Origin of the sequence: Rosenbergiella nectarea (assembly GCF_900111105.1) — a bacterium.
Taxonomy (GTDB): Bacteria; Pseudomonadota; Gammaproteobacteria; order Enterobacterales; family Enterobacteriaceae; genus Rosenbergiella; species Rosenbergiella nectarea.
The window spans coordinates 89,573-110,405 of the sequence record NZ_FOGC01000002.1; the positions used below are offsets into that span (position 1 = coordinate 89,573).

The 20,833-nt window shown below is 50.5% G+C and carries 24 protein-coding genes and 1 tRNA gene; 6 read left to right on the plus strand and 19 right to left on the minus strand.

Annotated elements, in window-relative coordinates; all coding sequences use genetic code 11:
• Window positions 1–10 precede the first annotated feature (10 nt).
• The 3 genes from BMX14_RS17240 to BMX14_RS03240 all read left to right on the plus strand — a co-directional run bounded on the left by BMX14_RS17240 (window position 11) and on the right by BMX14_RS03240 (window position 1,157).
• A complete protein-coding gene (locus tag BMX14_RS17240) occupies window positions 11–394 on the plus strand; it encodes a phosphatase domain-containing protein (protein WP_456238912.1) in 384 nt (127 codons plus the stop codon).
• Between the two features lie 106 nt (window positions 395–500).
• Complete coding sequence (locus tag BMX14_RS03235; RefSeq protein ID WP_092672727.1) at window positions 501–854, plus strand: type II toxin-antitoxin system RelE/ParE family toxin; 354 nt, start codon at window positions 501–503, stop codon at window positions 852–854.
• Window positions 855–857: 3 nt separating this feature from the next.
• The gene (locus tag BMX14_RS03240; protein ID WP_092672730.1) at window positions 858–1,157 is read left to right on the plus strand and encodes a helix-turn-helix domain-containing protein; all 300 of its coding nucleotides are present in this window, start codon (window positions 858–860) and stop codon (window positions 1,155–1,157) included.
• Window positions 1,158–1,472: 315 nt separating this feature from the next.
• On the opposite strand, the gene gsiD is transcribed toward BMX14_RS03240, so the two are convergent.
• From gsiD to BMX14_RS03260, 4 genes are read right to left on the minus strand one after another with little or no spacing between them, the layout of a single operon-like run.
• Complete coding sequence (gene gsiD / locus BMX14_RS03245) at window positions 1,473–2,378, minus strand: glutathione ABC transporter permease GsiD (RefSeq protein WP_092672733.1); 906 nt, start codon at window positions 2,376–2,378, stop codon at window positions 1,473–1,475.
• A gap of 9 nt (window positions 2,379–2,387) precedes the next feature.
• Complete coding sequence (gene gsiC / locus BMX14_RS03250; protein WP_092672736.1) at window positions 2,388–3,308, minus strand: glutathione ABC transporter permease GsiC; 921 nt, start codon at window positions 3,306–3,308, stop codon at window positions 2,388–2,390.
• A 43-nt stretch (window positions 3,309–3,351) separates the two neighbouring features.
• Window positions 3,352–4,890, minus strand: coding sequence for a glutathione ABC transporter substrate-binding protein GsiB (gene gsiB / locus BMX14_RS03255; RefSeq protein WP_092672739.1), 1,539 nt, complete (start codon window positions 4,888–4,890; stop codon window positions 3,352–3,354).
• Window positions 4,887–6,797 carry a dipeptide ABC transporter ATP-binding protein gene (locus BMX14_RS03260; protein ID WP_092672742.1) on the minus strand — a complete coding sequence of 637 codons (1,911 nt, stop codon included), beginning with the start codon at window positions 6,795–6,797 and terminating at the stop codon, window positions 4,887–4,889. Before BMX14_RS03260 ends, gsiB begins: the two co-directional genes overlap by 4 nt.
• 326 nt (window positions 6,798–7,123) lie before the next feature.
• Between BMX14_RS03260 and BMX14_RS03265 the strand changes: the two genes are divergently transcribed.
• Window positions 7,124–7,897 (plus strand): DUF3472 domain-containing protein, encoded by a 774-nt coding sequence (locus BMX14_RS03265; RefSeq protein WP_092672745.1) that lies wholly within the window; start codon window positions 7,124–7,126, stop codon window positions 7,895–7,897.
• A gap of 9 nt (window positions 7,898–7,906) precedes the next feature.
• Here BMX14_RS03265 and BMX14_RS03270 read toward each other — a convergent pair whose 3' ends face one another.
• Window positions 7,907–8,692, minus strand: a complete 786-nt coding sequence (locus BMX14_RS03270; RefSeq protein WP_092672748.1) for a deaminated glutathione amidase — start codon at window positions 8,690–8,692, stop codon at window positions 7,907–7,909.
• Window positions 8,693–8,850: 158 nt separating this feature from the next.
• On the opposite strand from BMX14_RS03270, the gene BMX14_RS03275 reads away from it, so the two are divergent.
• Entirely contained in the window at window positions 8,851–9,186 is a 336-nt protein-coding gene (locus BMX14_RS03275; RefSeq protein ID WP_092672751.1) for a gamma-glutamylcyclotransferase family protein, read from the plus strand.
• A gap of 121 nt (window positions 9,187–9,307) precedes the next feature.
• A tRNA-Ile gene (locus BMX14_RS03280) sits at window positions 9,308–9,384 on the plus strand.
• A 155-nt stretch (window positions 9,385–9,539) separates the two neighbouring features.
• Here the strand turns inward: BMX14_RS03280 and BMX14_RS03285 are convergent.
• From BMX14_RS03285 to BMX14_RS03350, 14 genes are all read right to left on the minus strand, one after another.
• Window positions 9,540–9,758: an ogr/Delta-like zinc finger family protein gene (locus BMX14_RS03285; protein WP_092672754.1), complete on the minus strand. Its 219-nt coding sequence runs from the start codon at window positions 9,756–9,758 to the stop codon at window positions 9,540–9,542.
• A 70-nt stretch (window positions 9,759–9,828) separates the two neighbouring features.
• Window positions 9,829–10,881 carry a phage late control D family protein gene (locus BMX14_RS03290; RefSeq protein WP_408011856.1) on the minus strand — a complete coding sequence of 351 codons (1,053 nt, stop codon included), beginning with the start codon at window positions 10,879–10,881 and terminating at the stop codon, window positions 9,829–9,831.
• Entirely contained in the window at window positions 10,878–11,351 is a 474-nt protein-coding gene (locus BMX14_RS03295; protein WP_092672760.1) for a phage tail protein, read from the minus strand. Before BMX14_RS03295 ends, BMX14_RS03290 begins: the two co-directional genes overlap by 4 nt.
• A complete protein-coding gene (locus BMX14_RS03300) occupies window positions 11,348–14,032 on the minus strand; it encodes a phage tail tape measure protein (RefSeq protein ID WP_092672763.1) in 2,685 nt (894 codons plus the stop codon). The genes BMX14_RS03295 and BMX14_RS03300 overlap by 4 nt, the downstream gene beginning before the upstream one ends.
• Entirely contained in the window at window positions 14,025–14,144 is a 120-nt protein-coding gene (locus BMX14_RS03305) for a GpE family phage tail protein (protein ID WP_092672766.1), read from the minus strand. Before BMX14_RS03305 ends, BMX14_RS03300 begins: the two co-directional genes overlap by 8 nt.
• Before the next feature lie 14 nt (window positions 14,145–14,158).
• A complete protein-coding gene (locus BMX14_RS03310; protein ID WP_092672769.1) occupies window positions 14,159–14,461 on the minus strand; it encodes a phage tail assembly protein in 303 nt (100 codons plus the stop codon).
• A gap of 42 nt (window positions 14,462–14,503) precedes the next feature.
• The gene (locus BMX14_RS03315) at window positions 14,504–15,019 is read right to left on the minus strand and encodes a phage major tail tube protein (protein ID WP_071431241.1); all 516 of its coding nucleotides are present in this window, start codon (window positions 15,017–15,019) and stop codon (window positions 14,504–14,506) included.
• Window positions 15,020–15,027: 8 nt separating this feature from the next.
• Window positions 15,028–16,200 (minus strand): phage tail sheath protein, encoded by a 1,173-nt coding sequence (locus BMX14_RS03320; RefSeq protein ID WP_092672772.1) that lies wholly within the window; start codon window positions 16,198–16,200, stop codon window positions 15,028–15,030.
• Between the two features lie 115 nt (window positions 16,201–16,315).
• Window positions 16,316–16,936, minus strand: a complete 621-nt coding sequence (locus BMX14_RS03325; RefSeq protein WP_092672775.1) for a tail fiber assembly protein — start codon at window positions 16,934–16,936, stop codon at window positions 16,316–16,318.
• Window positions 16,936–18,345 carry a phage tail protein gene (locus BMX14_RS03330; RefSeq protein ID WP_092672778.1) on the minus strand — a complete coding sequence of 470 codons (1,410 nt, stop codon included), beginning with the start codon at window positions 18,343–18,345 and terminating at the stop codon, window positions 16,936–16,938. The genes BMX14_RS03325 and BMX14_RS03330 overlap by 1 nt, the downstream gene beginning before the upstream one ends.
• A complete protein-coding gene (locus tag BMX14_RS03335) occupies window positions 18,342–18,947 on the minus strand; it encodes a phage tail protein I (RefSeq protein ID WP_092672781.1) in 606 nt (201 codons plus the stop codon). The genes BMX14_RS03330 and BMX14_RS03335 overlap by 4 nt, the downstream gene beginning before the upstream one ends.
• Entirely contained in the window at window positions 18,940–19,848 is a 909-nt protein-coding gene (locus BMX14_RS03340; protein WP_092672784.1) for a baseplate assembly protein, read from the minus strand. Before BMX14_RS03340 ends, BMX14_RS03335 begins: the two co-directional genes overlap by 8 nt.
• Before the next feature lies 1 nt (window position 19,849).
• The gene (locus BMX14_RS03345) at window positions 19,850–20,194 is read right to left on the minus strand and encodes a GPW/gp25 family protein (protein ID WP_092672787.1); all 345 of its coding nucleotides are present in this window, start codon (window positions 20,192–20,194) and stop codon (window positions 19,850–19,852) included.
• A complete protein-coding gene (locus BMX14_RS03350) occupies window positions 20,191–20,769 on the minus strand; it encodes a phage baseplate assembly protein V (protein ID WP_092672790.1) in 579 nt (192 codons plus the stop codon). The genes BMX14_RS03345 and BMX14_RS03350 overlap by 4 nt, the downstream gene beginning before the upstream one ends.
• Window positions 20,770–20,833: the final 64 nt, after the last annotated feature.

Here is a 20,833-nt window from a genome sequence, read left to right on the forward strand (position 1 = left end):
TGTTCAGCATATCAATGAATCTTGGCACCAGTACGTCGCACAGTGCGGTAATGACGTCCCGCTAGCACCTGCTATTGAGATGTTTCGGGCGATCGATAGCGTTCACTACGCAATTATCATAACGAGCCGTCAGGACCTTTTTAGACAGGAAACTACGCAGTGGATTCATACCCACGTTGACCATAAGTTAAGTAAGCTCCAGTTCTTTACGCGGCCTAACGATGTCTCGTGCCCACCAGCTGAGTTCAAAGTGGGGTTGGTTGAACGATTTATGGCTGGTGGCCATAACATTCTATTTACTGTAGACGACGATCCGGACGTTTGCACCGCTTACAACGCGCTTGGCATCCCTACGTTTACGCCACCTACTAAGTGCTCAAGCTTGGCAAGCTAAATAAAAAGCCACCCGCTAGGTGGCTAATACCTTCTGTTAAAACCCATTGAAATATCACCTGCAGGGTATATTATATAGCCTATAGTTTATATAATGGATGTAGGCTATGGATTGGGAAGTAGAAACCCGAGAGTTGTTTGATGACTGGCTCTTTACTCAAGAAGAGAGTGTACAGGTTGAATTTGTCGCGGCCTTAACCATTGTTGAGAAGTTTGGCCCACAGTTATCTAGGCCCTACGCAGACACAATAAACGGCTCTAAGCACGCCAATATGAAAGAGCTGATCGTTCAGATTAACGGCCACCCTTTTAGGGCCTTTTATGCTTTCGACCCAACGCGGCGCGCTATCGTGTGTTGTGCTGGTGACAAGAAAGGTAAGGACGAGAAAAAGTTTTATAAAAAAATGATTAAAACGGCTGATAGTGAGTTTGATGATCACTTGGCAAGTTTGGAGGATTAAATTATGTCGAAACTCGCAGAACTAAGGGCCCGACTTCCAAAAGAAGCTCAGGAGCAAGTCGATCAGCGCGTCGTTGAGATGAGACGAGAAATCACCTTACGTACGCTACGTAAAGAGCTTGAGGTTTCTCAGGTTAATCTCGCACGTAGCATGGGCGTTACTCAGCCTTCTGTGGTTAAGATGGAAAGGGAGGACAGTGACCCGAAACTATCCACTCTTAAGCGCTACGTATCAGGCTTGGGCGGAGAGCTTAACCTCGAGGTATCTTTACCTGACGGTCGGCGAATCACACTGAGCCTGTAACGCGTAAAGACTATAGCGAGCATGTCCTCGCTAGGGTTTGCTATCACCGCTCAGATTGCTTTAACAGTGACTCCCATATCTCTTTTAATTTGAAATAAGCCATAGCTTCATCGCCAGTTTTCGCAGCGCGAATCATCCGATCGCACCACTGCGAAGGGATTTCTTTATTTTCCAGGTAAAATACCCATAAACATTCGGGTGTCCAGTTTAGATGATCTGATTTGTCGATAATGGCTCGTAAACACCAAAGAAGGTCGATAAAAGAAAAAGGGCCTGAAGCGGCCCTGAAGAGAAGATGTCGTGCAAGTCAGCGACTTATTTACGTAACTTGGGGTCAAGCGCATCGCGTAAGCCATCTCCTAATAAGTTAAATGCCAGCACGGTGAGAAAGATGGCCAGAATAGGAAATAGTGCGACATGCGGCGCCATGACCATATCTGAACGTGCCTCATTGAGCATCGCGCCCCATTCAGGCGTCGGCGGTTGAGCCCCTAATCCAATAAATGACAGGCTGGCGGCAGAGATAATCGAGACGCCGATGCGCAGGGTAAAAAAGACCACAACTGAGGAGAAGGTGCCCGGTAGAATATGCTTGAGTAAAATATGAGTAGTCGAGGCACCTATGCTGCGTGCCGACTCTACCCAGGTGAGTTGTTTCAACACCAAGGTATTGCCACGAACCAGTCGAGCAAAGGCGGGGATACTGAAAATGGCGACCGCTATCACAACGTTAGACATGCCGGGTCCCATCAAGGCAACCACTGCAATCGCTAATAGGATCCCCGGAAAGGCAAATAATACGTCACAGATACGCATAATAATCCTATCTGCCCATCCCTCGTAATACCCAGCAATTAAGCCCAATATTGTTCCAATAATCGACCCCAGTGCAACGGAAAAGACCCCCGCTAAGAGCGAAATACGCGTTCCCAAGATGACTCGGCTGAAGATATCTCGCCCCAATGCATCCACGCCGAACCAGTGCATCAGGCTAGGGCCTTGGTCTATACGGTCATAATCGAAGTAGTTCTCGGCATCAAAAGGTGTCAGCCAAGGTGCAAAAATTGCAATGATAAAAAGTATTATGACAAATAACGCGGCAATCACCGCGACGGGTTGCTGGCGAAAGCGTCGCCAGAATTCGCGCAAAGGCGGCTGTGGCGTAGCCGGGTCAAGGGTTGGTAAGGACTTCAAAGCCGCTTCGCGGCGCCAATTTTTCATGACATCTCCTCAGCGGTAGCGGATGGTGGGGTTAACCACAGCATAAAGGATATCGACGACTAAATTGATCACGATAAACTCACAGGAAAATAGCAGGACTAGCGCCTGAATGACTGGGTAATCACGGTTTTCGACAGAATCGATCAGTAGACGTCCAAGCCCTGGCCAGTTAAATACCACCTCAACGACGATCGCGCCACCTAAGAGTAAGCCGAACTGAAGTCCCATCATGGTAATGACTGGGATTAGCGCGTTACGTAAGCCATGTTTAAAGATAACGCGACGGGGAGTTAACCCTTTCGCGCGCGCCGTGCGCATATAGTCTTCCCCCAATACCTCGATAAACGACGCACGGGTGAAACGAGCCATCACCGAGGCAACTGAAGCGCCGAGAGTAAGAGACGGCAGGATATAGTGACGCCAGCTATCGGCCCCGACCGTTGGTAACCAGCCGAGCTGTACGGAGAAAATTTGCATAAGGAGTATCCCTAATGCAAAGGCGGGAAAGGAGATACCGGACACGGCAATCAACATCCCGAGCTTATCTGGCCAACGGTTACGCCATACTGCAGACGCTACACCGATAAATAAGCCAAAGAGGCATGACCACGCCATGCTACAGAGGGTTAACAGTAACGTCGGCGTAAAGCGGCTGGCGATCTCTTCACTCACCGGGCGTTGTGACGACATCGAGTGACCAAAATCGCCATGCAGTAAACGAACGATATAGTGCCAAAACTGCTGCGGCAGAGGTAAATCTAGCCCCAATTGATGGCGTACCATCGCCACGACGGTGCCGTCAGCATTAGGCCCCGCTAACAGGCGAGCCGGATCGCCAGGGAGTAGGTGGACAAACAGAAAGACGAGAATGGCGACAATCAATAACGTCGGCAGCATCCCTAGCAAGCGTTTTAGAAAATAATTGAGCATGCGTATTCTCGAGTTGTGGGCAGGGGGGGCCTGCCCGAGACAATCACTTCAGGTCGGCATTATCAAAATCAAAACCGGTATCTGGCATGACATTGAAATGAGTAAGGGCCTTATTGTTGGCCGAAACTAACTTTTCAACCACCAATGGGATCCAAGGTTGGTCATGCCAAATCTTATCTTGCGCGTCTTTATAGAAAGCATTTTTCTTGGCGGCATCGATCGCATTCAAGGCATCGGCTAAATCTTTATCCACCTGAGGGTTACTATAGAAAGCGGTATTAAAGATGGCGGGTGGCCAAGAGCGGGTCGCAAACAGTGGCGTTAACGCCCAGTTAGCCTCGCCTGTCGAGGCGGTCCAACCAGTATAGAACATCCGTACGCCGCTCTCTTTTTGTCCCTTATCTTCAACCTGTGCAGCACGTTGCCCTGCATCCATTGCCGTCACCTGAGCTTTAATTCCCACCATGGCGAGCTGTTGCTGGGTAAATTGTAACACTTTCTGCGCGGTCGAGTGGTTATGTGACGACCATAAGGTGGTTTGGAACCCTTGTGGGTAGCCGGCTTCTTTTAACAGTTGACGCGCTTTCGCCGGGTCATAAGGAATGGCCGGGTAGTGTTGGGCATCGGCAATCGCAGGTGGCACAATCCCAGTAGCGGGGGTGGCATAGCCTGCAAACGCCACCTTAGCTAAGGCTTCACGGTTGATCGCATAGTTTAAGGCTTCGCGGACTTTCGGATTATCGAAAGGCTTTTGGGTTACGTTAAGGCTGATGTAGCGCTGCATAATCGATGGCCAGCTCACCACATCCAGCTTACTGTTTGCCTTTAAGCGTGGCGCTTGCTCGTAAGGGATCGGATAAGCGAAGTCCGCTTCTCCGGTTTGTAACATCGCCGCACGGGTATTGTTATCGGCGACGGGACGCCAGACGATACTGTCTAATTTAGGTAACCCTTTCTGCCAATAATTAGGCCATTTTTTTACCGTCATGGCGTCGGTCTGGTTCCAGCTTACAAATTGATAAGGGCCGGTCCCGACCGGATGAAAGCCAATCTGCTTACCGTATTTTTGTAGGGCGGTAGGCGAAATCATCACGGCAGAAGGGTGAGCCAAGGTATTGATAAAGGCCGAGAATGGCTTTTTCAGCGTGATTTTAACGGTATGGGCATCGACAGCCTCGGTCTTAGCGATATCATTAAATAAATTGTAGCGTTTTAAATGACTATCCGGATTGCTGGCACGATCAAGATTGACCTTAACGGCTTGTGCATCAAACGGGGTTCCATCTTGGAAAGTGACATTAGGCCGTAGGGTAAGTGTATAGGTCAGTCCATCGTTGCTGACTTTATAGCCTTCCGCCAGCACCGGTTTGATCTTCATGTTCTCATCAAAGCCGTAAAGCCCTTGATAAAACGACTTGGCAACGCTTTGCGAAAGGGTGTCATTCGCATCGTAAGGATCAAGCGTCGTGAAGTTCGAGCCCACCGCGACAACGATATTTTTAGCCGCGAAGCTCGATACACTGACTAGGCTTGCGGTCATACCTACCGCAATAAGCCAAGGGAGCTGGCGTTTGGTGATCATAAAGTCTCTCCTGTCTGCAATGAAGGGGGTGCCGCATGGGTCGGCGATAAAGGTGAGGTCGACGCGTTTGTCGCAACATAATGCCCAGGGGCCACTTCATTGAAGGTTACGCGTTCGGGGCCTTTTCCTAAGGGATAGATGGCGCTAGGGATCTCTTCAACCGCTGAAGAGGTCAGGGGGCGCTGACTTCTTGGGTCAGCAACCGGCACAGCATTAAGTAACTTTTGAGTATAAGGGTGTTGAGGCGCGGCGAAGATCGCCGCACGGGGCCCCATCTCCACGATTTGTCCTTGATACATGACGGCCACACGGTGGCTAATACGCTCGACAACCGCCATATCATGGGAAATAAAGAGGAAAGCCAGTCCCTGCTCGCGCTGTAAGTCGAGAAGCAGATTGATAATTTGGGCCTGCACCGAGACATCTAAGGCTGAGACGGACTCGTCAGCAACGATCAGTTTAGGATTAGAGGCTAGCGAGCGGGCAATACAGATACGTTGGCGCTGCCCACCGGAAAATTGATGCGGGTAACGCAACGCATGTTCTGCTAAGAGGCCGACTTTTTCCAATAGCTGATGGACGCGCTGTTGAGCTTGGGCTGGCGAAGCCAGCTTATGTACCAACAGTGGCTCCATAATCGAATAGCCCACAGTTTTACGTGGGTCGAGTGACGCATAGGGATCTTGGAAAATAAACTGAATTTGCTGGCGTAAGGTATTCAGCGCCGAGCCGGTTAACTGATCGATACGCTGCCCATTAAAGGTGATCGCGCCCTGCTGGCTATTGACCAATTGTAGTAGCGCACGACCAGTCGTCGATTTACCGCAGCCGGATTCACCCACTAGCGCCAAGGTTTCGCCCGCACGCAGATCGAAGCTTAGGTGTTCTACTGCATGCACTTCGCTGACGACGCGATTAAGGAAGCCACCACGTAGTGGAAAGCGGGTAACTAAATCTCGCACTTGCAGAAGAGGAGCGCCTTGATGATCCACGGTATCTCTCTCTGGGAGGGGAGACAGTGAAGAGGTTGGGGCATTAATCAGCTCAAATTTCTGTGGATAGTGCTTACCCTGCATATCCCCTAAGCGCGGGACGGCTGCTAACAGCTGGCGAGTGTAGGTATGCTGCGGTGCATGGAACAACGCGTTAACCGCTGCGGTTTCAACGGTTTTACCTTGTCGTAGAACGGTCACGCGGTCGGCCATCTCTGCTACCACGCCCATGTCATGGGTGATGAATAAGACGCCGGTATCGAGTTCTTGTTGAAGCTCACGGATCAAGGTCAGTATCTGTGCTTGGAGCGTGACATCAAGCGCTGTTGTTGGCTCATCGGCAATAAGTAAAGCGGGTTTACAGCTGAGTGCCATAGCGATCATCACGCGCTGGCGCATACCGCCAGAAAGTTGATGCGGGTAACGTTGCAAAATCTCTTTAGCAGCGGGGATCCGCACGCGTTCTAATAATTCAATACTTTGTTGATGGGCCTGTGCTTGGCTGAGCGGTTGATGCTGGCGTAACGATTCAATCAGTTGGTTACCCACTGTGAATACCGGGTTTAACGAGGTCATGGGTTCTTGAAAGATCATGGCCACATCGGCCCCTCGTACCTTCTGCCAAGCCGTCTCATTTAGCGCGCTTAAGTCAATCTGTTGTCCATTACGGCGCTGTAACCAACGCTGACCGCTGACTCGCGCCTGATTAGGTAACAGCCCCATTAGCGCAAGTGAACTCACCGATTTACCCGATCCGGATTCACCGACTAATGCGAGGGTTTCACCGCGGTCTATCGTTAAGTGTAGATCCTCGACCACAGTATAGGGCTGAGCCTCGCCAGGAAAGGTGATATTAAGATTGTCGACCTGCAAAACGCGCTTTGCGTGATGTCGCTGATTATTCGTTTCCGACAACGTTGACTCTCCCTTTAATTGCTATGCTAAAAGACGCCCATTCCCTGAATAAGCTCGCCTTATCTCAGGAAAAATACTGAGAGAAAAACAGTGATAGGTTTAATGATAGGCTATTTTGACTATAAAAAGTCCCAGTCAGGAAGTAAATGCTTAACATTTTCACATTGATAATATTTTATTATGTTCGAGCTGAAAATAATCTAATGTAAACAATATAATGATCCCGCTAACTTGGCCGATAAATAGGGTGACGAGATCAGTTGAGATGTATTCGCCTAGTGTTGGTGAACGGAAAATCACTTTTACTTACTATAGGACGCACGCTGATGAAAAGACTTTCATTTGGACTTTTACCGCTATTTGTCACCTCTTTAGCATTCGCTGATCCGACCATTCATTATGAAGCACCAAATGGCCATGATTACGATGGACTATCAGTCAAGGTCAAGGTCGAGAAGATGACCAAGCAAAAAGGCTATTATTGGGCAAATACCTTTATTTTTTACGAAGGGAATCATCAAGGCTATATGGGGATCCAACCTCGTGAGTCAGGCAGTCAAAATTTAGCGATATTTAGCGTGTTTGGCAGTGGTGCCAAATCTAGCTCGCCGAATTGTAATAGTGGCGCTGATGGCGGCTCGGGTGTGTCTTGTCGGGTACAGTATGAGTTCGTACCGGGTGTAAATTATCAACTGAGTATTACACAGCAGCCAAACAGCGAAGCCGGATTCAATTTATGGCGGGGGACAATCACCGACCTCGATCAGGGAAAAACCACGACGATTGGCGAATATATGACCCCCACCTCTTGGGGAAAACTATGGCGTAAAGCGACCTTTTTTGATGAGTGGTTTCCGTTTAACGCCGGGCCAAAAGATCCTGCCAAACGCGATTGTGTCCCTTATGCAAAATTGTTGACGTGGAATCCGGTATTTATCCGCCAAGGCGAGCAAACCGTCTCGAGTGTGAAAGGGTCTCGTATCACTTCTGGGCAGGATAAGTGCGCCGTCGAACAGGGGGCACCCAATGTTCGGTTAACCCTAGGTAGCGACTATCACAGCGTAGAAACCGGTATTTTTAGCCCATCCGCTAAGCAATAACCTGATTGCTTAAGAGGGCAGAGCGGACAGCCGGCAGTTAGCCAACACGGGTAACTGCTGACGCACGTTATCAATATGGTCTTTCGCTATCTCGCTATACAGTAATTGTGTTCGTTCCCCCGCTTGCGCGATGACCAAGCCTAGCGGGTCGACCACCATGCTATGGCCTATATTTTTCGGGCCACACTCTCCTGCCGCGATAAGATAACAGGTATTTTCTAAGGCCCGTGCACGGGTTAACAGCTCCCAATGTAGCTCCTTATTCGCCCCTTTTAACCACGCGGCAGGTAGGATAAGTAAATCAGCCCCTTGCCTCGCCAAGGCACGAGCCATCTCCGGGAAGCGCAGGTCGTAGCAGGTCATCACCCCAAGCGTAAACTCGCCGACCATTACTAGTGGAGGCAGGTGTTTGCCTGCGACCACGTTATCTGATTCACGCAAGGTAAAGGCATCATAAAGATGAATCTTGTCATAGGTTAGGACGATCTCCCCACCCTGCAATACAATCAGCACGTTGCGTGCCTTACCCTCTGCCGCAGGAACATGCAGGGTGAGAATAGTCGTTATGCTGAGTGATTGCGATACCGCTAAGAGTTGTGTCACAAAGGGGCCGTCAAGCGGTTGCGCCGCCTCAATCACCCAGTGGCTTTGATCATTATCCCGCGCAAGTACCGCCTCAGGAAGGACTAAAAGTTCTGCACCCTGTTGTTCAGCACTGCGCATAAATTCACTGATTTGAGCAGCATTGTGTTGCCACTCACGTTTCACTGGCCACTGACCCACGGCAACTTTCATACACATCCCCTTAACGACAGTTATCTCGCTGAATAATGGGTATTTCACGTTAACTCGTCAGTAATACTCTCTATTGCCACCAGCGTCAAAGCGATTGCATTAGATTACAGAGTCATTGCAAGATAGGGCTGAGTTGATGAACTGAGCAGGAGGGTGCGATGTTGCCGCTATTTGTTTATGGTACGTTACAACCAGAACGTGAAAATGCACATATTCTCAATGAGATAGGGGGTAAGTGGCAGGCCGCGACAGTACAAGGCATTTATTACCCTCGCGGCTGGGGCGCTGCGGCAGATTTTCCAGGCATCGTGCTTGATCCGCACGGCGACTCAGTTCCTGGATTTCTTTTTAGCAGTGATAATCTGGTTAACCATTGGTCCAGCCTAGACGAATTTGAAGACGGCTATGACCGTGTGACGGTAATGGCGGTCACCGATGAGGGGCGTGAGGTCACCGCTTGGATTTATCAGTTACAACCGCAAGAACAGGGGTAAGAATATTGTTTATTTCTAGGCCTTATGTCGGATGCTTTTACCAACTGCCTTAAAAAACAGCAACTAATTCGACAGCACTGGATTAGACTAATCGGATGCTTTATACTCCCTGCCACATAAAGGCCCCTTAGCTCAGTCGGTTAGAGCAGACGACTCATAATCGTTTGGTCCCCAGTTCAAGTCTGGGAGGGGCCACCAAATTTTACCTGTTAAATCAGGACATTAAGCCACTCAGTTGAGTGGCTTTTTTGTTTTGGTTTTACTCGTTGTCGCAAAAGTGTCGCGCTATTTTTTTCTATGGTCATTTAGTTTCGCTTTCATAGATATAAAAAAACCCGCAGATGCGGGTTTTTTTACATGAATAAATGTTGTTGACCACTTCTGGACGGGTGAGGGGGTACAGGATTGACGACTTTTGGTGCCGCAATTATTGCCGTCACTGTTTCATGAGATTTAAAAGTGCAACCGCAATTGATGTTTTGGCACTGGTTATAGCGCTCTTTTGTATCACTGGTTATTTGTGCGCTGCTACGAGTGTGCGCTGCTTGTTGGCACAACGGGCAATTCATCATTCTTTCACCTCAAATAATTATTAATAAACATTATTTTTATGTACCTCTAGGGTAGTTTTATTTGTAGTTTTTAGCTAGTTAATTTCACTTCTAATTCAATACTTGTCGTAAATCCCCCGTCACTGCTCACGGTATGCGTGAGCGTAGTGATCACCCATTCCGCATCATCAATCTGCTGCTTAAATCCTGTCACCTTAACGGGCATTTCGGTGTAGAGATCGGCGCGGCCCTCTGCTAATTGCAGTGAGAACGTTGCGACACCGCGTTGTAACTTCTCCCACTGTGCCTTAGCGGCTCTGGCGGCATTATCCCGGCTGGCGTAGGTACGACTTAGCACCAATACGTTATCGTCAGTGCCGACAAGGTAATCACCCTGTTTGCTGTCAGTGTTTTTCTTAATAGTTGTTTTACGCTTGGCGGTTGTGGTTTTTTTCTCGCTTGGGTCGCGGGTATCAAGCCAGCTTGCAATTACTCCGGTGTAAGCATCCCTGTCCGCCAGTGAGAATCTGTGACTATCACCTGACTGTCGCGTGAGGGTGATAACCGGTAGTGCTTTACCGCTGGCTGTTTTGGCTTGACCTTGGCGGATAAAGAGTAAGTTACCGTTTTTGACGCTGGCAATTGCCCCGTGCAAACGAGCAAGACGCATTAAAAAGCTGCCGTCACTTTCGTTCGTTTGGTCGATATGGTCAATCGCTGTGATCGCAATATCCTGACCGAGTGCGAGTTTGAGACTATGCTTACTCGCTATCGCACTCACCACGTCTTGCAGTGTTGTGTTATGCCATGACTTGTCGCGACGCACATTTAAGGTTTGTCGAAAATCAGCACTGCGTGCACGAATGGTCAGCTTATCCGGTGCGCCGCCATGTTCTATCTCATCGACAGTGAACGAGCCTTTATTAAACAAAGGCGAGCCTTTCCAGCCCAGCGCTAAATTAATTACCGCCCCACGGCGAGGCATTTCTAACAGCCCGTCAGCATCGTCTAACTCAATATCAAGCTGATCGGCCTCAAAGCCTCGGTTATCGGTAAGGGTTAAATTCATCAGGCGATTAGCCAGTGTTATTGTCCTGTCTTTACCTTCAATCGTGACGCTAAAATCGGGTGATTTATTCGTCATTGCCATAGCTCCCCGACGCTGCCCAGCGCTGAACTTGCCGTGTCTTTCAAGCTGTTCAGTTGCTCACCGAGATCACCGAACATTTCCGATAACGACTCATCGACCCGTTTTAAGGTTAAGGTGAATTCGATACGTTTTGGCATCCCACTGTCAAAAAACTCTGTTTTAGTCTGACTTAGCCCTTCGATCACATACATGCCGTAAATGGTGCCGCTTCCCTCAATCAGCGGCCACGCTTTGCCCTGTTCTGCCATCACCTCAAGGGCGAGTAACGATAAGCGCCCGCCTGTGATTTCAGGCAGTAGCACGCCCGAAAGTGTGAGACTGTCATTATCCGGGCCAAGGTATTGCGTTGAGGGACGGCGATTAACCCGTCCATTGGTGGCGTGTCGCCAGTTTCGCTGATATTGCAACTCCTGATAGGGCACAGTGCGAAGCGTAAAAATGTATAATCCAAGTACCATCATCATAGGTCGAGTCCTCCTTGGTCACTAAAATTACTGCGGGCCTTGGCTTGAGCTTTTCGCTCTCTAGCATCTAATTGCCGTGCGACTTCGCTAGCAATATCACTCGCTGACTGTCCCGGCTGCGCGTAGATGGTTATCGGCGCGTTAATGTCATAACGATGGGTAATGACGCTCGGCTGGCTAGGTGTACGAGCCACCGTACTTGCCTGATTAGGTGTGGCCGTAATCAATGGTTTGGCTTGCGCATCGGCTTGCGGAAGTGTGACACCCATAAAGCCCGCCACCACTGAGGCCAGTGCGGCGGTTTTACGCCGACTGGTGATATTCGCTGGGCCATTAACAATCTCGGGGCCATTCTCGCCCACAATGCCAAATTGTCCGCGTCCAATCCTCCCGCCCGTGTCGTACATGCCCGCATAGCCCATCGGTGGAAAGCCGCCCGCAGGGAGCACTGCTTTTCCTGTCTTATCGGTACTGGCTATATTTGGGGCTTTAGGGAGTGTTGGTGCGGAGCCTTTGCCTGTCAGCCAATCAGGCAGATAATCACTCAATGACGAGAGCTTAGTTTTCAGGGCTTCCCACTTGCTGTTAATTCCAGCCAGTAGGCTATCAATCAGTGCGCCACCGAATGAGGCAAATTGTTGAGGGAGTGCGGCAATCTCAGTAATAATAGCGGACCACAATTGGCTAAAGCCTTGCTTAATGGCTTCCCATCGAGAAGATACCGCATTAGCGATGCTGTCCCATAACGCATGGAATTTAGGGCCAATGGTGCCCCAATGCTGCCAAATTAATAACGCACCTGCTGCGATTAAGCCGATAACAGCTAAAATGGGGTTGGCGAGCATCAAACGGCCTAACCATAAAATACCGTTACCGACAAGATTTAATACGTTACGGATCAGCCCAAATCCAGATGTGAATTTTAGGCTCAATACGCTCGCACTCATCCTGACTAAAGCCATCGGCCCCAGCACTGAGGCGAGAGCTAATGATAGTGCTCCGGCTCCAATTGCAGCGACAGTAAAGACAGCACCCATTACAAATAATGCGCGAACAAATTGCGGGTGTGCTTTGACAAATACGTCTAGCCTTGAAGCAAGATCGCCCAACCAATCAGCAATCACTTTTAGCTGTGGTGCAACGGTCGCACCGATACTCGACAGGGCGTTAGTAAAAGAACCGCCAGCCGCTTCCCATTTATTCGCCAGTGTACTAAGTGAAGCATCAACCCTTTCTCGTAAGCTCGCTTGCTGTGATAGCTTATTGGCGGCATCTTTATAACCGTCCATTCCTTTATCAGTTAAAATTCCCACCACTTGTAAGGTTTCTGCATCATCACCAAATAGCGTTTTTATTATTGATTTCTTTGTTTGAGTATTCAGCTTACTGAGTTGGGCCAACTGCTGATACATCTTGTCGATCCCGCCAAACTCACCGTGACCGTCGGTAAAATCAAAATGTATTCCGGTTCCTTTGGTTTGGGCGTTCGCGGCTTTAACGCTTTTTACGTCGAGCATTGATTGGAATACTTTTCGATAGGCATTACCGGCTGATTCCCCGGCCATGCTTGACTGGTCGGCCATGACTAACAACGGAGCGAAAACCTTGGCGGCATCTATTCCCTTTTTGCGAATAATATCCATCGCGCTACCAATTTTCGCGTAGCCTTGCAGCATGTTGTCAGGATCAACCCCGGCGTAAAATCCCTTTTGGATGATGTCGGTTAGCGCCATCATGTCCTTTTCACTGGTTTGCGTGGCGTCTTGCAGCTTCGCCGCAAACTCTGCCGCATCAGTTGGGGCCATGCGCAGTTGCACGCCAAGGTAAGCCGTTGCCTCACCCAACCCGCCGAGAATGGTTTGTGCGCTCATCCCTTGACGGCGGAGCATGGTCATCATGTTTTGAAAGTCTGCCGTCGTGCCCGGCAACTTATCGCCCAGGCGGGTCGCCAGCTCATTAATTTGCTTAAATTCGGGCAAGACTTTTGCGCCCGGTCCCATCATGGAGGCGGCAAGTTGTGTTGAGGCATTTTCTGAGTCGGTATAGGCTCTCACCGGGGCGAGTAAACTTAATCCCGTTGTTACTCCTGCGGCCATTGCTCCCGCTCCGGTTCCGGCGAGGTTGTTTCTCAGTTCAAGGCTTTTTTCGCTACGGGCTTTGATGGCGTTCAACTTACGTTGACGCTCACCAACTTGCTGTAATCGGCGTTCTTGTTCCGAAAGCTGTTGATTATAGCGTTGCGTTTCTTGACGAATGCGCGCGGTTTCCCGCGAGCCGCCATTAGCCGAGACGCCAAGGCGATAAAGCTCTGCCCGCACCAATGCCATCTGTCGGGTTTCTTTTTGCTCGGCGTCTTGTAATTTTGATACCGCACGCCACTGCTTTTCGAGCGCGTCGGTTTGCTTCTTGGTAGGAGTAGTGAGCGCGGAATATTCTTGCGACATAGATTGCGCACTGATTTTCGCTTTTTCGAGTGCGCTACTCGTTTCTTTAAGGCTTTGTGACAGCTTAGTAAACCGCTGTAAATCACTGCCCGCCGCATCCAGTTTTTTTAATTGGTTACGCGTTTTTTGAATTTCGCTTGCGAGAGATTTAGTGCCTTGTTGCGCTTGCTTAAAAGGGCGAGTGAGTTTATCCACCGCGCCCAGCACCACCTGTAATCGTAAATTTCTATCACTCATCGTATGCCCCGCTGCGCTTGACGGCTTTCTCGCGCCACTCCATCACCTCACTGAGTGGCATATCTTGCGTGACAGAGGGCGGCCAATGAAAAACAGTGGCAATATCTGCCACTAAGTCCGTGACCGTTAGGTCGTCGGCAAATCGGCAAGCACCGATTTCGGTAACAAAAAACTGACTACCTCAACCCCTATTGCGGTTAAATCTGCCGGGTCCATTGCTCCCAGCTCGGGCGCTGTCAGGGCGGGCGTTGAGATACGCGGGATAATGGTCATCAACGCTGCGACGTCCATTTCCATCACCGCATTAAGGCGCGTGCCGCGCAGTGCGCCCGCAAGGGGTTTTCGCAATGTCACTTCGCTGATTGTGGTCTCGCCACGCGTAATCGGTGTATCGAGGGTAATGATTTTTTCTTGAGTTTTATCGTTCATAACAGTTCATCCGATAAGGCACCGCGAGGGTGCCGAGTGAGTTTATAGGCCAATTGCCTTGCGATGGGCGTCAAGCATGTCTTTACCGCCGACCAGTTCAATCATGTTGATAAGGTCAACCTCGTAAAGCACTTCGCCGTTAATGGTCAGCTTGGCGTAGCTATTGGTACAGGTCACTTTCGTGGTGTTGCTGTCACCTGTTTTCCATTCCCCCGAATCCAGCTCTTTATAGCGCCCGCGTGTCACCAGCTCGACCGCTTGCACCTCTCCGGTGTCATCCCGTTGAATTGACCCGGTAAAGCGCAGTTGAATACCGTCGGCTGTGGCTTGGCTCATCTGCTTAAACAGCAATAACTCGGTGCCGCCGATAGAAAATTCCGTGTCGAGTGCGCCATCATCCAAGCCTAAATCGACATCAACGGCACCGGGCATTCCGCCGCCGCGATACTTTTCAAACTTGCGGGTAAACTTCGGCAAGGTGATTGATTCAACAATGCCGACGTAGTTATTTCCGTCGTTAAACAGGTTTAAGTGCTTGAGCTTGCGTGGTAGTGCCATGTTTCCCCCTAGGCGCTTACTTGGCTTGAGAAATCCAGTAGATACTGGTCAGTAATGCGCTGGCGTAGCATCAGGTTCTCTAATGGCGGCACTGGCGTGTAATCGTAATCAATGGTCAGTTTCCCCGCTTTGAGCGAGTCCTTATCATTGACTGACTCATCCAGCCAGCAATCGGCCCCAATGAGATAGCCTTGCGTGACGAGGCTTCGCAGTTTCGCGCGTAACCCTTCGATAATGTCGCGGGCCAGTGACGGATTTAGCGCGCCATCAACCGCCCACATTTGCCCTTCGGCCATCGTATCCGCCAGCACTTGCGCGGTGCGGGTGTAGCTTTCAAAGGCAAATAACGGGTCGTCACTCAAGCAACGCGATCCCCAAAAGCGAAAGCCGTCTTTGCGAATTAACGTGGTGACGTCGTTTTGGTTGAGTAATCCCGCGTCGGTCGCTGGGTCTTGTAAGTCCCAAAACACATCCGCAGAAATCCCGGTCACGCCATTAACGCCAACGTTTGACAGCGACTTGTGCCAGCCCGTCTGCTCGTCAATCTTGGCGCGTAGCCCTAACGCGCGTGCCGTGGCATAGGCCGTGGCATCGGCATTGAGTACCGTGTCAAAACTGATAAAGTCCGGCCAAATCACCATACCTTCGCGTTGTGAGAAGTTGGCACGATAGGCGATAGCCTCTTGCACCGTTTTACAGCCATAGGCGGAGAGATAGGCAAAGGCCCGCAGACTTTGCGCCACACTGAGTAATTCCGTGGCGACGGCTTGGGTATCGTGACCGGGCACCCCAAGGATGCGCGGCTTAACGCCAAGTTGTGCCGGGGCGGCGAGTAAGGCTTTCATGCCTGTACGCTTTCCGTCAGCGGTGACACCGCCAATAATATTGGATGTGGTTTCGGCTTCGCTCTCACCTTGCGCGACACGCACCACGACGGTGACGGGCTTGGATTGGTCGCCAATCGCATCAAGGGTGCGAGCCAGTGTGCCCGTTTTACCCGCTTTGCCACTGGCGGTTAACACGTCCGTGATCAGTACGGGGGTATTAAGGGGGAAGGTGGCGGCGTCGGCATCATCCGCTGTACAGACAATGCCGACAATCGCGGTACTGACTGTTGAAATAGTACGGGTGCCGTCGTTAACTTCGATGACGCGCACGCCGTGGTGATAGTCTTGGGCCATCAGAAAATCTCCGGTTTACAGGGTAGTCCTATATTCGGGTGTCTGGTCAGAGATTGCACTTAATGGGGAATGTGTCATGGATGGTACAACAACCCCGCATAACGCGGGGTGAGGTTTAGGCAGTGGGCGCTTGCGGCCAGTTAATGTCGGGTGCGGTTGAGGTATCAATGGCATTTAGGGCTTTGATATAGCTCATCCAATCGACTAGTTTTGCTTTATCTCCTTCGCTAATGACGTCGAGTTGTAGTTCTGTTTGCCAGTCGGATATTCTATTTTGTGCTTCACGTAGTCGCGTGGCTTTATCGTTATCTGCTGCGCTAATAGCCGCAGCCTGAATGGCCTTTATATCTGTTACCCACTCCTGCCCATTCCAGTTATCAAAATTTGTTTTAGGTGTTAGTAATGTCATACCGCCCGGCAACTCGCCAATGAATTGAATGATTTCAGGCTGGCGATCTGTCGTGTTGTAGGCTGTTTCTCCTCGGTAGTCGGGTTTTGACTCCCATGATTTACCATCTTGACTACGAATAAGCGCAAAACCCGCGCCAGGAAGTTCGGGTTTATCACTGAACCCTAGTGCGGGTAAACCAACGCCTACAGGCAGATATTCCATTGTTACAGAGGCAAATTCGTTCTGGCTTGGTTCAATACAGTAAACGGTAAGCCATCCAGCCTGCACAGCGATACCGCTTTCATTCAGCTTCGCTAAGGGTAATTCAGTATTATATTTTGTCATTATGCTGCTCTCACAATGTAGTTAAAGGCAATATTACGGGGGCGGACTTCATTTGCTTCCGGGGTGACCGTTGATGAGTCCATCGAAACGCGAATATCCGTGCCATACCCCTGTTCTCCATTGACTGCGGCGATATAGCCGCTAAATTTATTGGCTGAAAAAATCCCTGACGCTCCTTCATAGCCGCCAATATCATAAGATTGAAAGTTACCCGCGAGTTTTGGCATACCGTAACCTTGGGTGCTGAGCATGCCTCGCCCACTGTCCACACCTCGGCCATCGTCCCAGCCACGGATAAACTCCCCCCTTAAATCGGGGAGATTTCCTGACGGGTAGGCTGAGGCGAGAGCGGGGTATTTTGTTTTATCGAAGGGCGCACCATTACACTTTAGCCATCCTGAAGGTGCAGTGCTTGACGGCCACGGCAATGGAATACCGATGGGGAAGTCGGTTCTGTCTAATGCTCCAACATCCGATGCCTTGGGTTTATTGTTTTCAGAATACACCGCCACGGTTTTTTTAAATTTCCCACCCGACTCGGTGCGGTAGTACAATCTGTCTTTCGCATCGCTTAGTATCAACTGTCCTCGCCATCCACTATAACTCCCCATCTGGAGAATACTTAGCGTGCTGCTCATATCCTCTAGCCCGACAACAGTGCCCGCGCCAAAGTAAAACCCTGTTTTTAAATCGTTATTATCAGGAGCTGCTATATTATCGCCCGTGGTACTACCAACCCCAAACGCGCCAACTTCCATGACATTTCCAGAATTCTTCCCCACATCACGCAAAGCTGCCGATTTCAAAGCTAAATTCGCTCGCGCCTTATCTTTATCGCTAATGTCAGAGAGGTTAGCGTTTTTTCGTAAATACTGTGCGTGGGGATCACTGGCCTCAACATGTCCTTTTAACTGAGCATCAGTATAATTTTTCGCTTCATCCGCTTTATCATCTGCATATTTACGTGTAGCGAGCACAATAGAAGGGTCAATTTTAAGCGTAATATTATCGGTGCTACTGGTGATTAAAATCATTCTCACAGTTTGCGTGCGGCCACTCCCCTCGGCAAGCAGCGGTTTATAACTTTCGGCACAGTTACCGACCGCAATCAACGCCCCGGACTCGTCAAATAATCCGACTTCTCTAATCCACCATCCACCCTCGTTTTCAGGAATAACTTGCTCGGCGATGATTTGGCTGGCGTTCTGCGGGTCGATGTATAATTGGTTTAATGCCGCCCGGCGCTTTTCGCCAACGAGCTTAGTTTGCTGGGCGCTCGGTGTCGGTAATGTGCCGCCGCCGTCGCCGACCGCCATTTGGGTGATTTTCAGTGGCACCCCTAACGCTGTGGCGTTGGCAAGTTTAGCGGCACCAATATCGGTCAGTAAGGTATAAAATTTTGTGCTCATGGGTTAACTCTCATCGTGTCGATAAGGTGGATCGCACTCCCGAGATAATCGGTACCTGCGGACAGAATGACTTCATTGATATAGGGATAAACGGTGATTTCATCGCCCAGATAATTCGCGGCACCGATAACCACTGCGCCATTGGTTTGCAGGTTTATCGACATACCAATTAAATGACGGCTACAGGGTTTTGCATCACTGATAAGTCGCTCAAGCTCGGCGTAGGTCTCCTCGGTAATCCCCTTGTCTTGCACGCCAATATCTAGGCGAAAGGTGCCGGGGGCTTCTCCGGTTTGCCACCATTCAATAATGCGGATAAGAAAGCCGAACGGCTCGACGACGCGGCGAATGGCACTGGTCGTGCCTTTATGTTGGTGAATATAAAAGGCATCTTTGACGATTTGCCGTTTAACGCTCTCCTCCCAGCTTTCGTCCCAGCGATCAACCGAGAACGCCCACGCCAGATAAGGTAAGAAATTGACCGGACAGCTCGCAGGGTTCCACAGGTCGCGCAGCGGCACCGATAAATCCGCCATATCGCTACAGACTTCGGCGAGTCGACGCTCTAGGACGCTGGCACTTTTAGGCAGTAGGCTATTCATCCGTGCCCCCGCTTGTCACCGTCCAACCGGTACAGGATGCCGCTTGGGTTTTATCCAGCACTACATCGGCCAAGGGTGCGGCGAGTTCGACACGCTGCACACCTTCCACATGCAGGGCGGCATAAATAGCACTGAGGCGAATATCGCGCCCAAGTCGGGTTTGGCTGTTGATATAGGTTTGTAGGCTCTGCTTTGCCGCACTCATGATAGGCTCGGCTTCTGGCCCCGGATAAAAATAGAGTGTGGCATCAATCCGATAAGGAATAATCTGCGCACTTTTCACCGTTAGACGGTCAGCTACAGGTCGCACGCTCTCGTCATTCAGGGCTTTATCAACCAGTGCGAGTAATTCACTGTCTGCGCTGCCATCCCCCTCGCGGCTTAAAATCGTTACCACCACTTCGGCAGGGTTTGGGCTGATAGCGCTGGCATCGGCGACCCGCCCGTCCGTACTCTTAGCATGGAACTCATACGCAGCGGTCGGCCCGGCCACAGATAAGCCCTCAAAGGCTGCCGGAATACGCAGCCGTAAATCATCGTCGGTTTCCATGACCGCAGCGGTCGGCGGGGTTGTGGTGTTATCGGCAGGGGTAATGGTCAGGCGCTGAACATTGTAGTTAGCCGCTAACTGGTCAAGGTCACTGGTCAGCGAGTAGGCGACCATCACGGCTTGCGCGGCTTCGTTGAGGCGTTGGCGCAACAGCAATTCGCGATAAACACTTTCTTGTAATAGCTTGGTGATGGGTTCCGATTCTAGTGCCAAGGTACGGCTAATCGCGTCCTGTTGGTCGGCAGGATAGAGGGCAATCAATGCCGCCTTGCGCTCGGTAAGTAGCGTTTCAAAATCGGGCACCTCAACGATTTGCGGTGCGGGCAGTTGAGATAAATCAATAACGGCCATCTTATGCCCCTGTATTAATAGAGAGTGAAACGGATTGCCCGGAGGCTTGCTGCCCCGTGATTTCAACGACCATTGAGCCATCTTTGCTACTGCTTATCGTCACACTGCTCAAGGTTAAACGCGGCTCCCAGCGAGTGAGCGCGGTATACACTGCCGCCATTACCTGTAAGCGCAATGCGGGGTTTTGCGGTTGGTCAATCAGTTCAAACAGTAGCGATCCATAAGTGCGGCGCGCGAGGCGTGAGCCTTGCGGGGTTAATAAAATATCGCTGACCGATTGGCGCAGATGGGCAATGTCCTCAATGGCTCGACCGTCTGCGCTGTTCATCCCCAAATAACGACTCATACAGGGCCTCCACTGAGATCGCCGCCAGACTTCACCGCGCTATGTTGGTGTTTATCCACCACGACGCCATTAGACGACATCGCACCGCCGCCCTGTGTTACGGCACCGTTAATCACCACATCGCTGTTAATGCGGGTTTGCTCGGCCTCAATATGAAACTGCGGCGTTTTATAGGTCGCACTTACGCTCGCTTCGACTAGTAGCGATTTAATGCCCGTGACCTGTAATTGCCCTGTCGCCGGGTCATAACTAAACAGCGCGCCATCGTCATACTCAATGGCCTCAGCGGTAAGACTGTTACTCGGCGGCGAAAACTGGTTGGAGTAAATCGCGGGCAGCGCAAAGGCGGTATCGAGATTGCCGCCCAGACTTAGTAGCACGACTTGCTCGCCCACAGACGGGCACCACCAAGAGCGGGTTTTTCCGGCGCGAAAGGTCAGCCAATTAATCCAATTGGTTTCAAGTTCACCTACTTTGACGCGGCATAGCCAGCTATCCGGATCGACCTCGGAAATCACTCCGGTGCGGATCAGATTGGTGATAAGGCGTAAGAGTTCGTTGAGTTGTGCGTTCATGGAATGAGGGTGCCAAAAGTGGAGGGAAAGCGGCAGTGCTCGGCATTGTCTGAGCGATAGCACA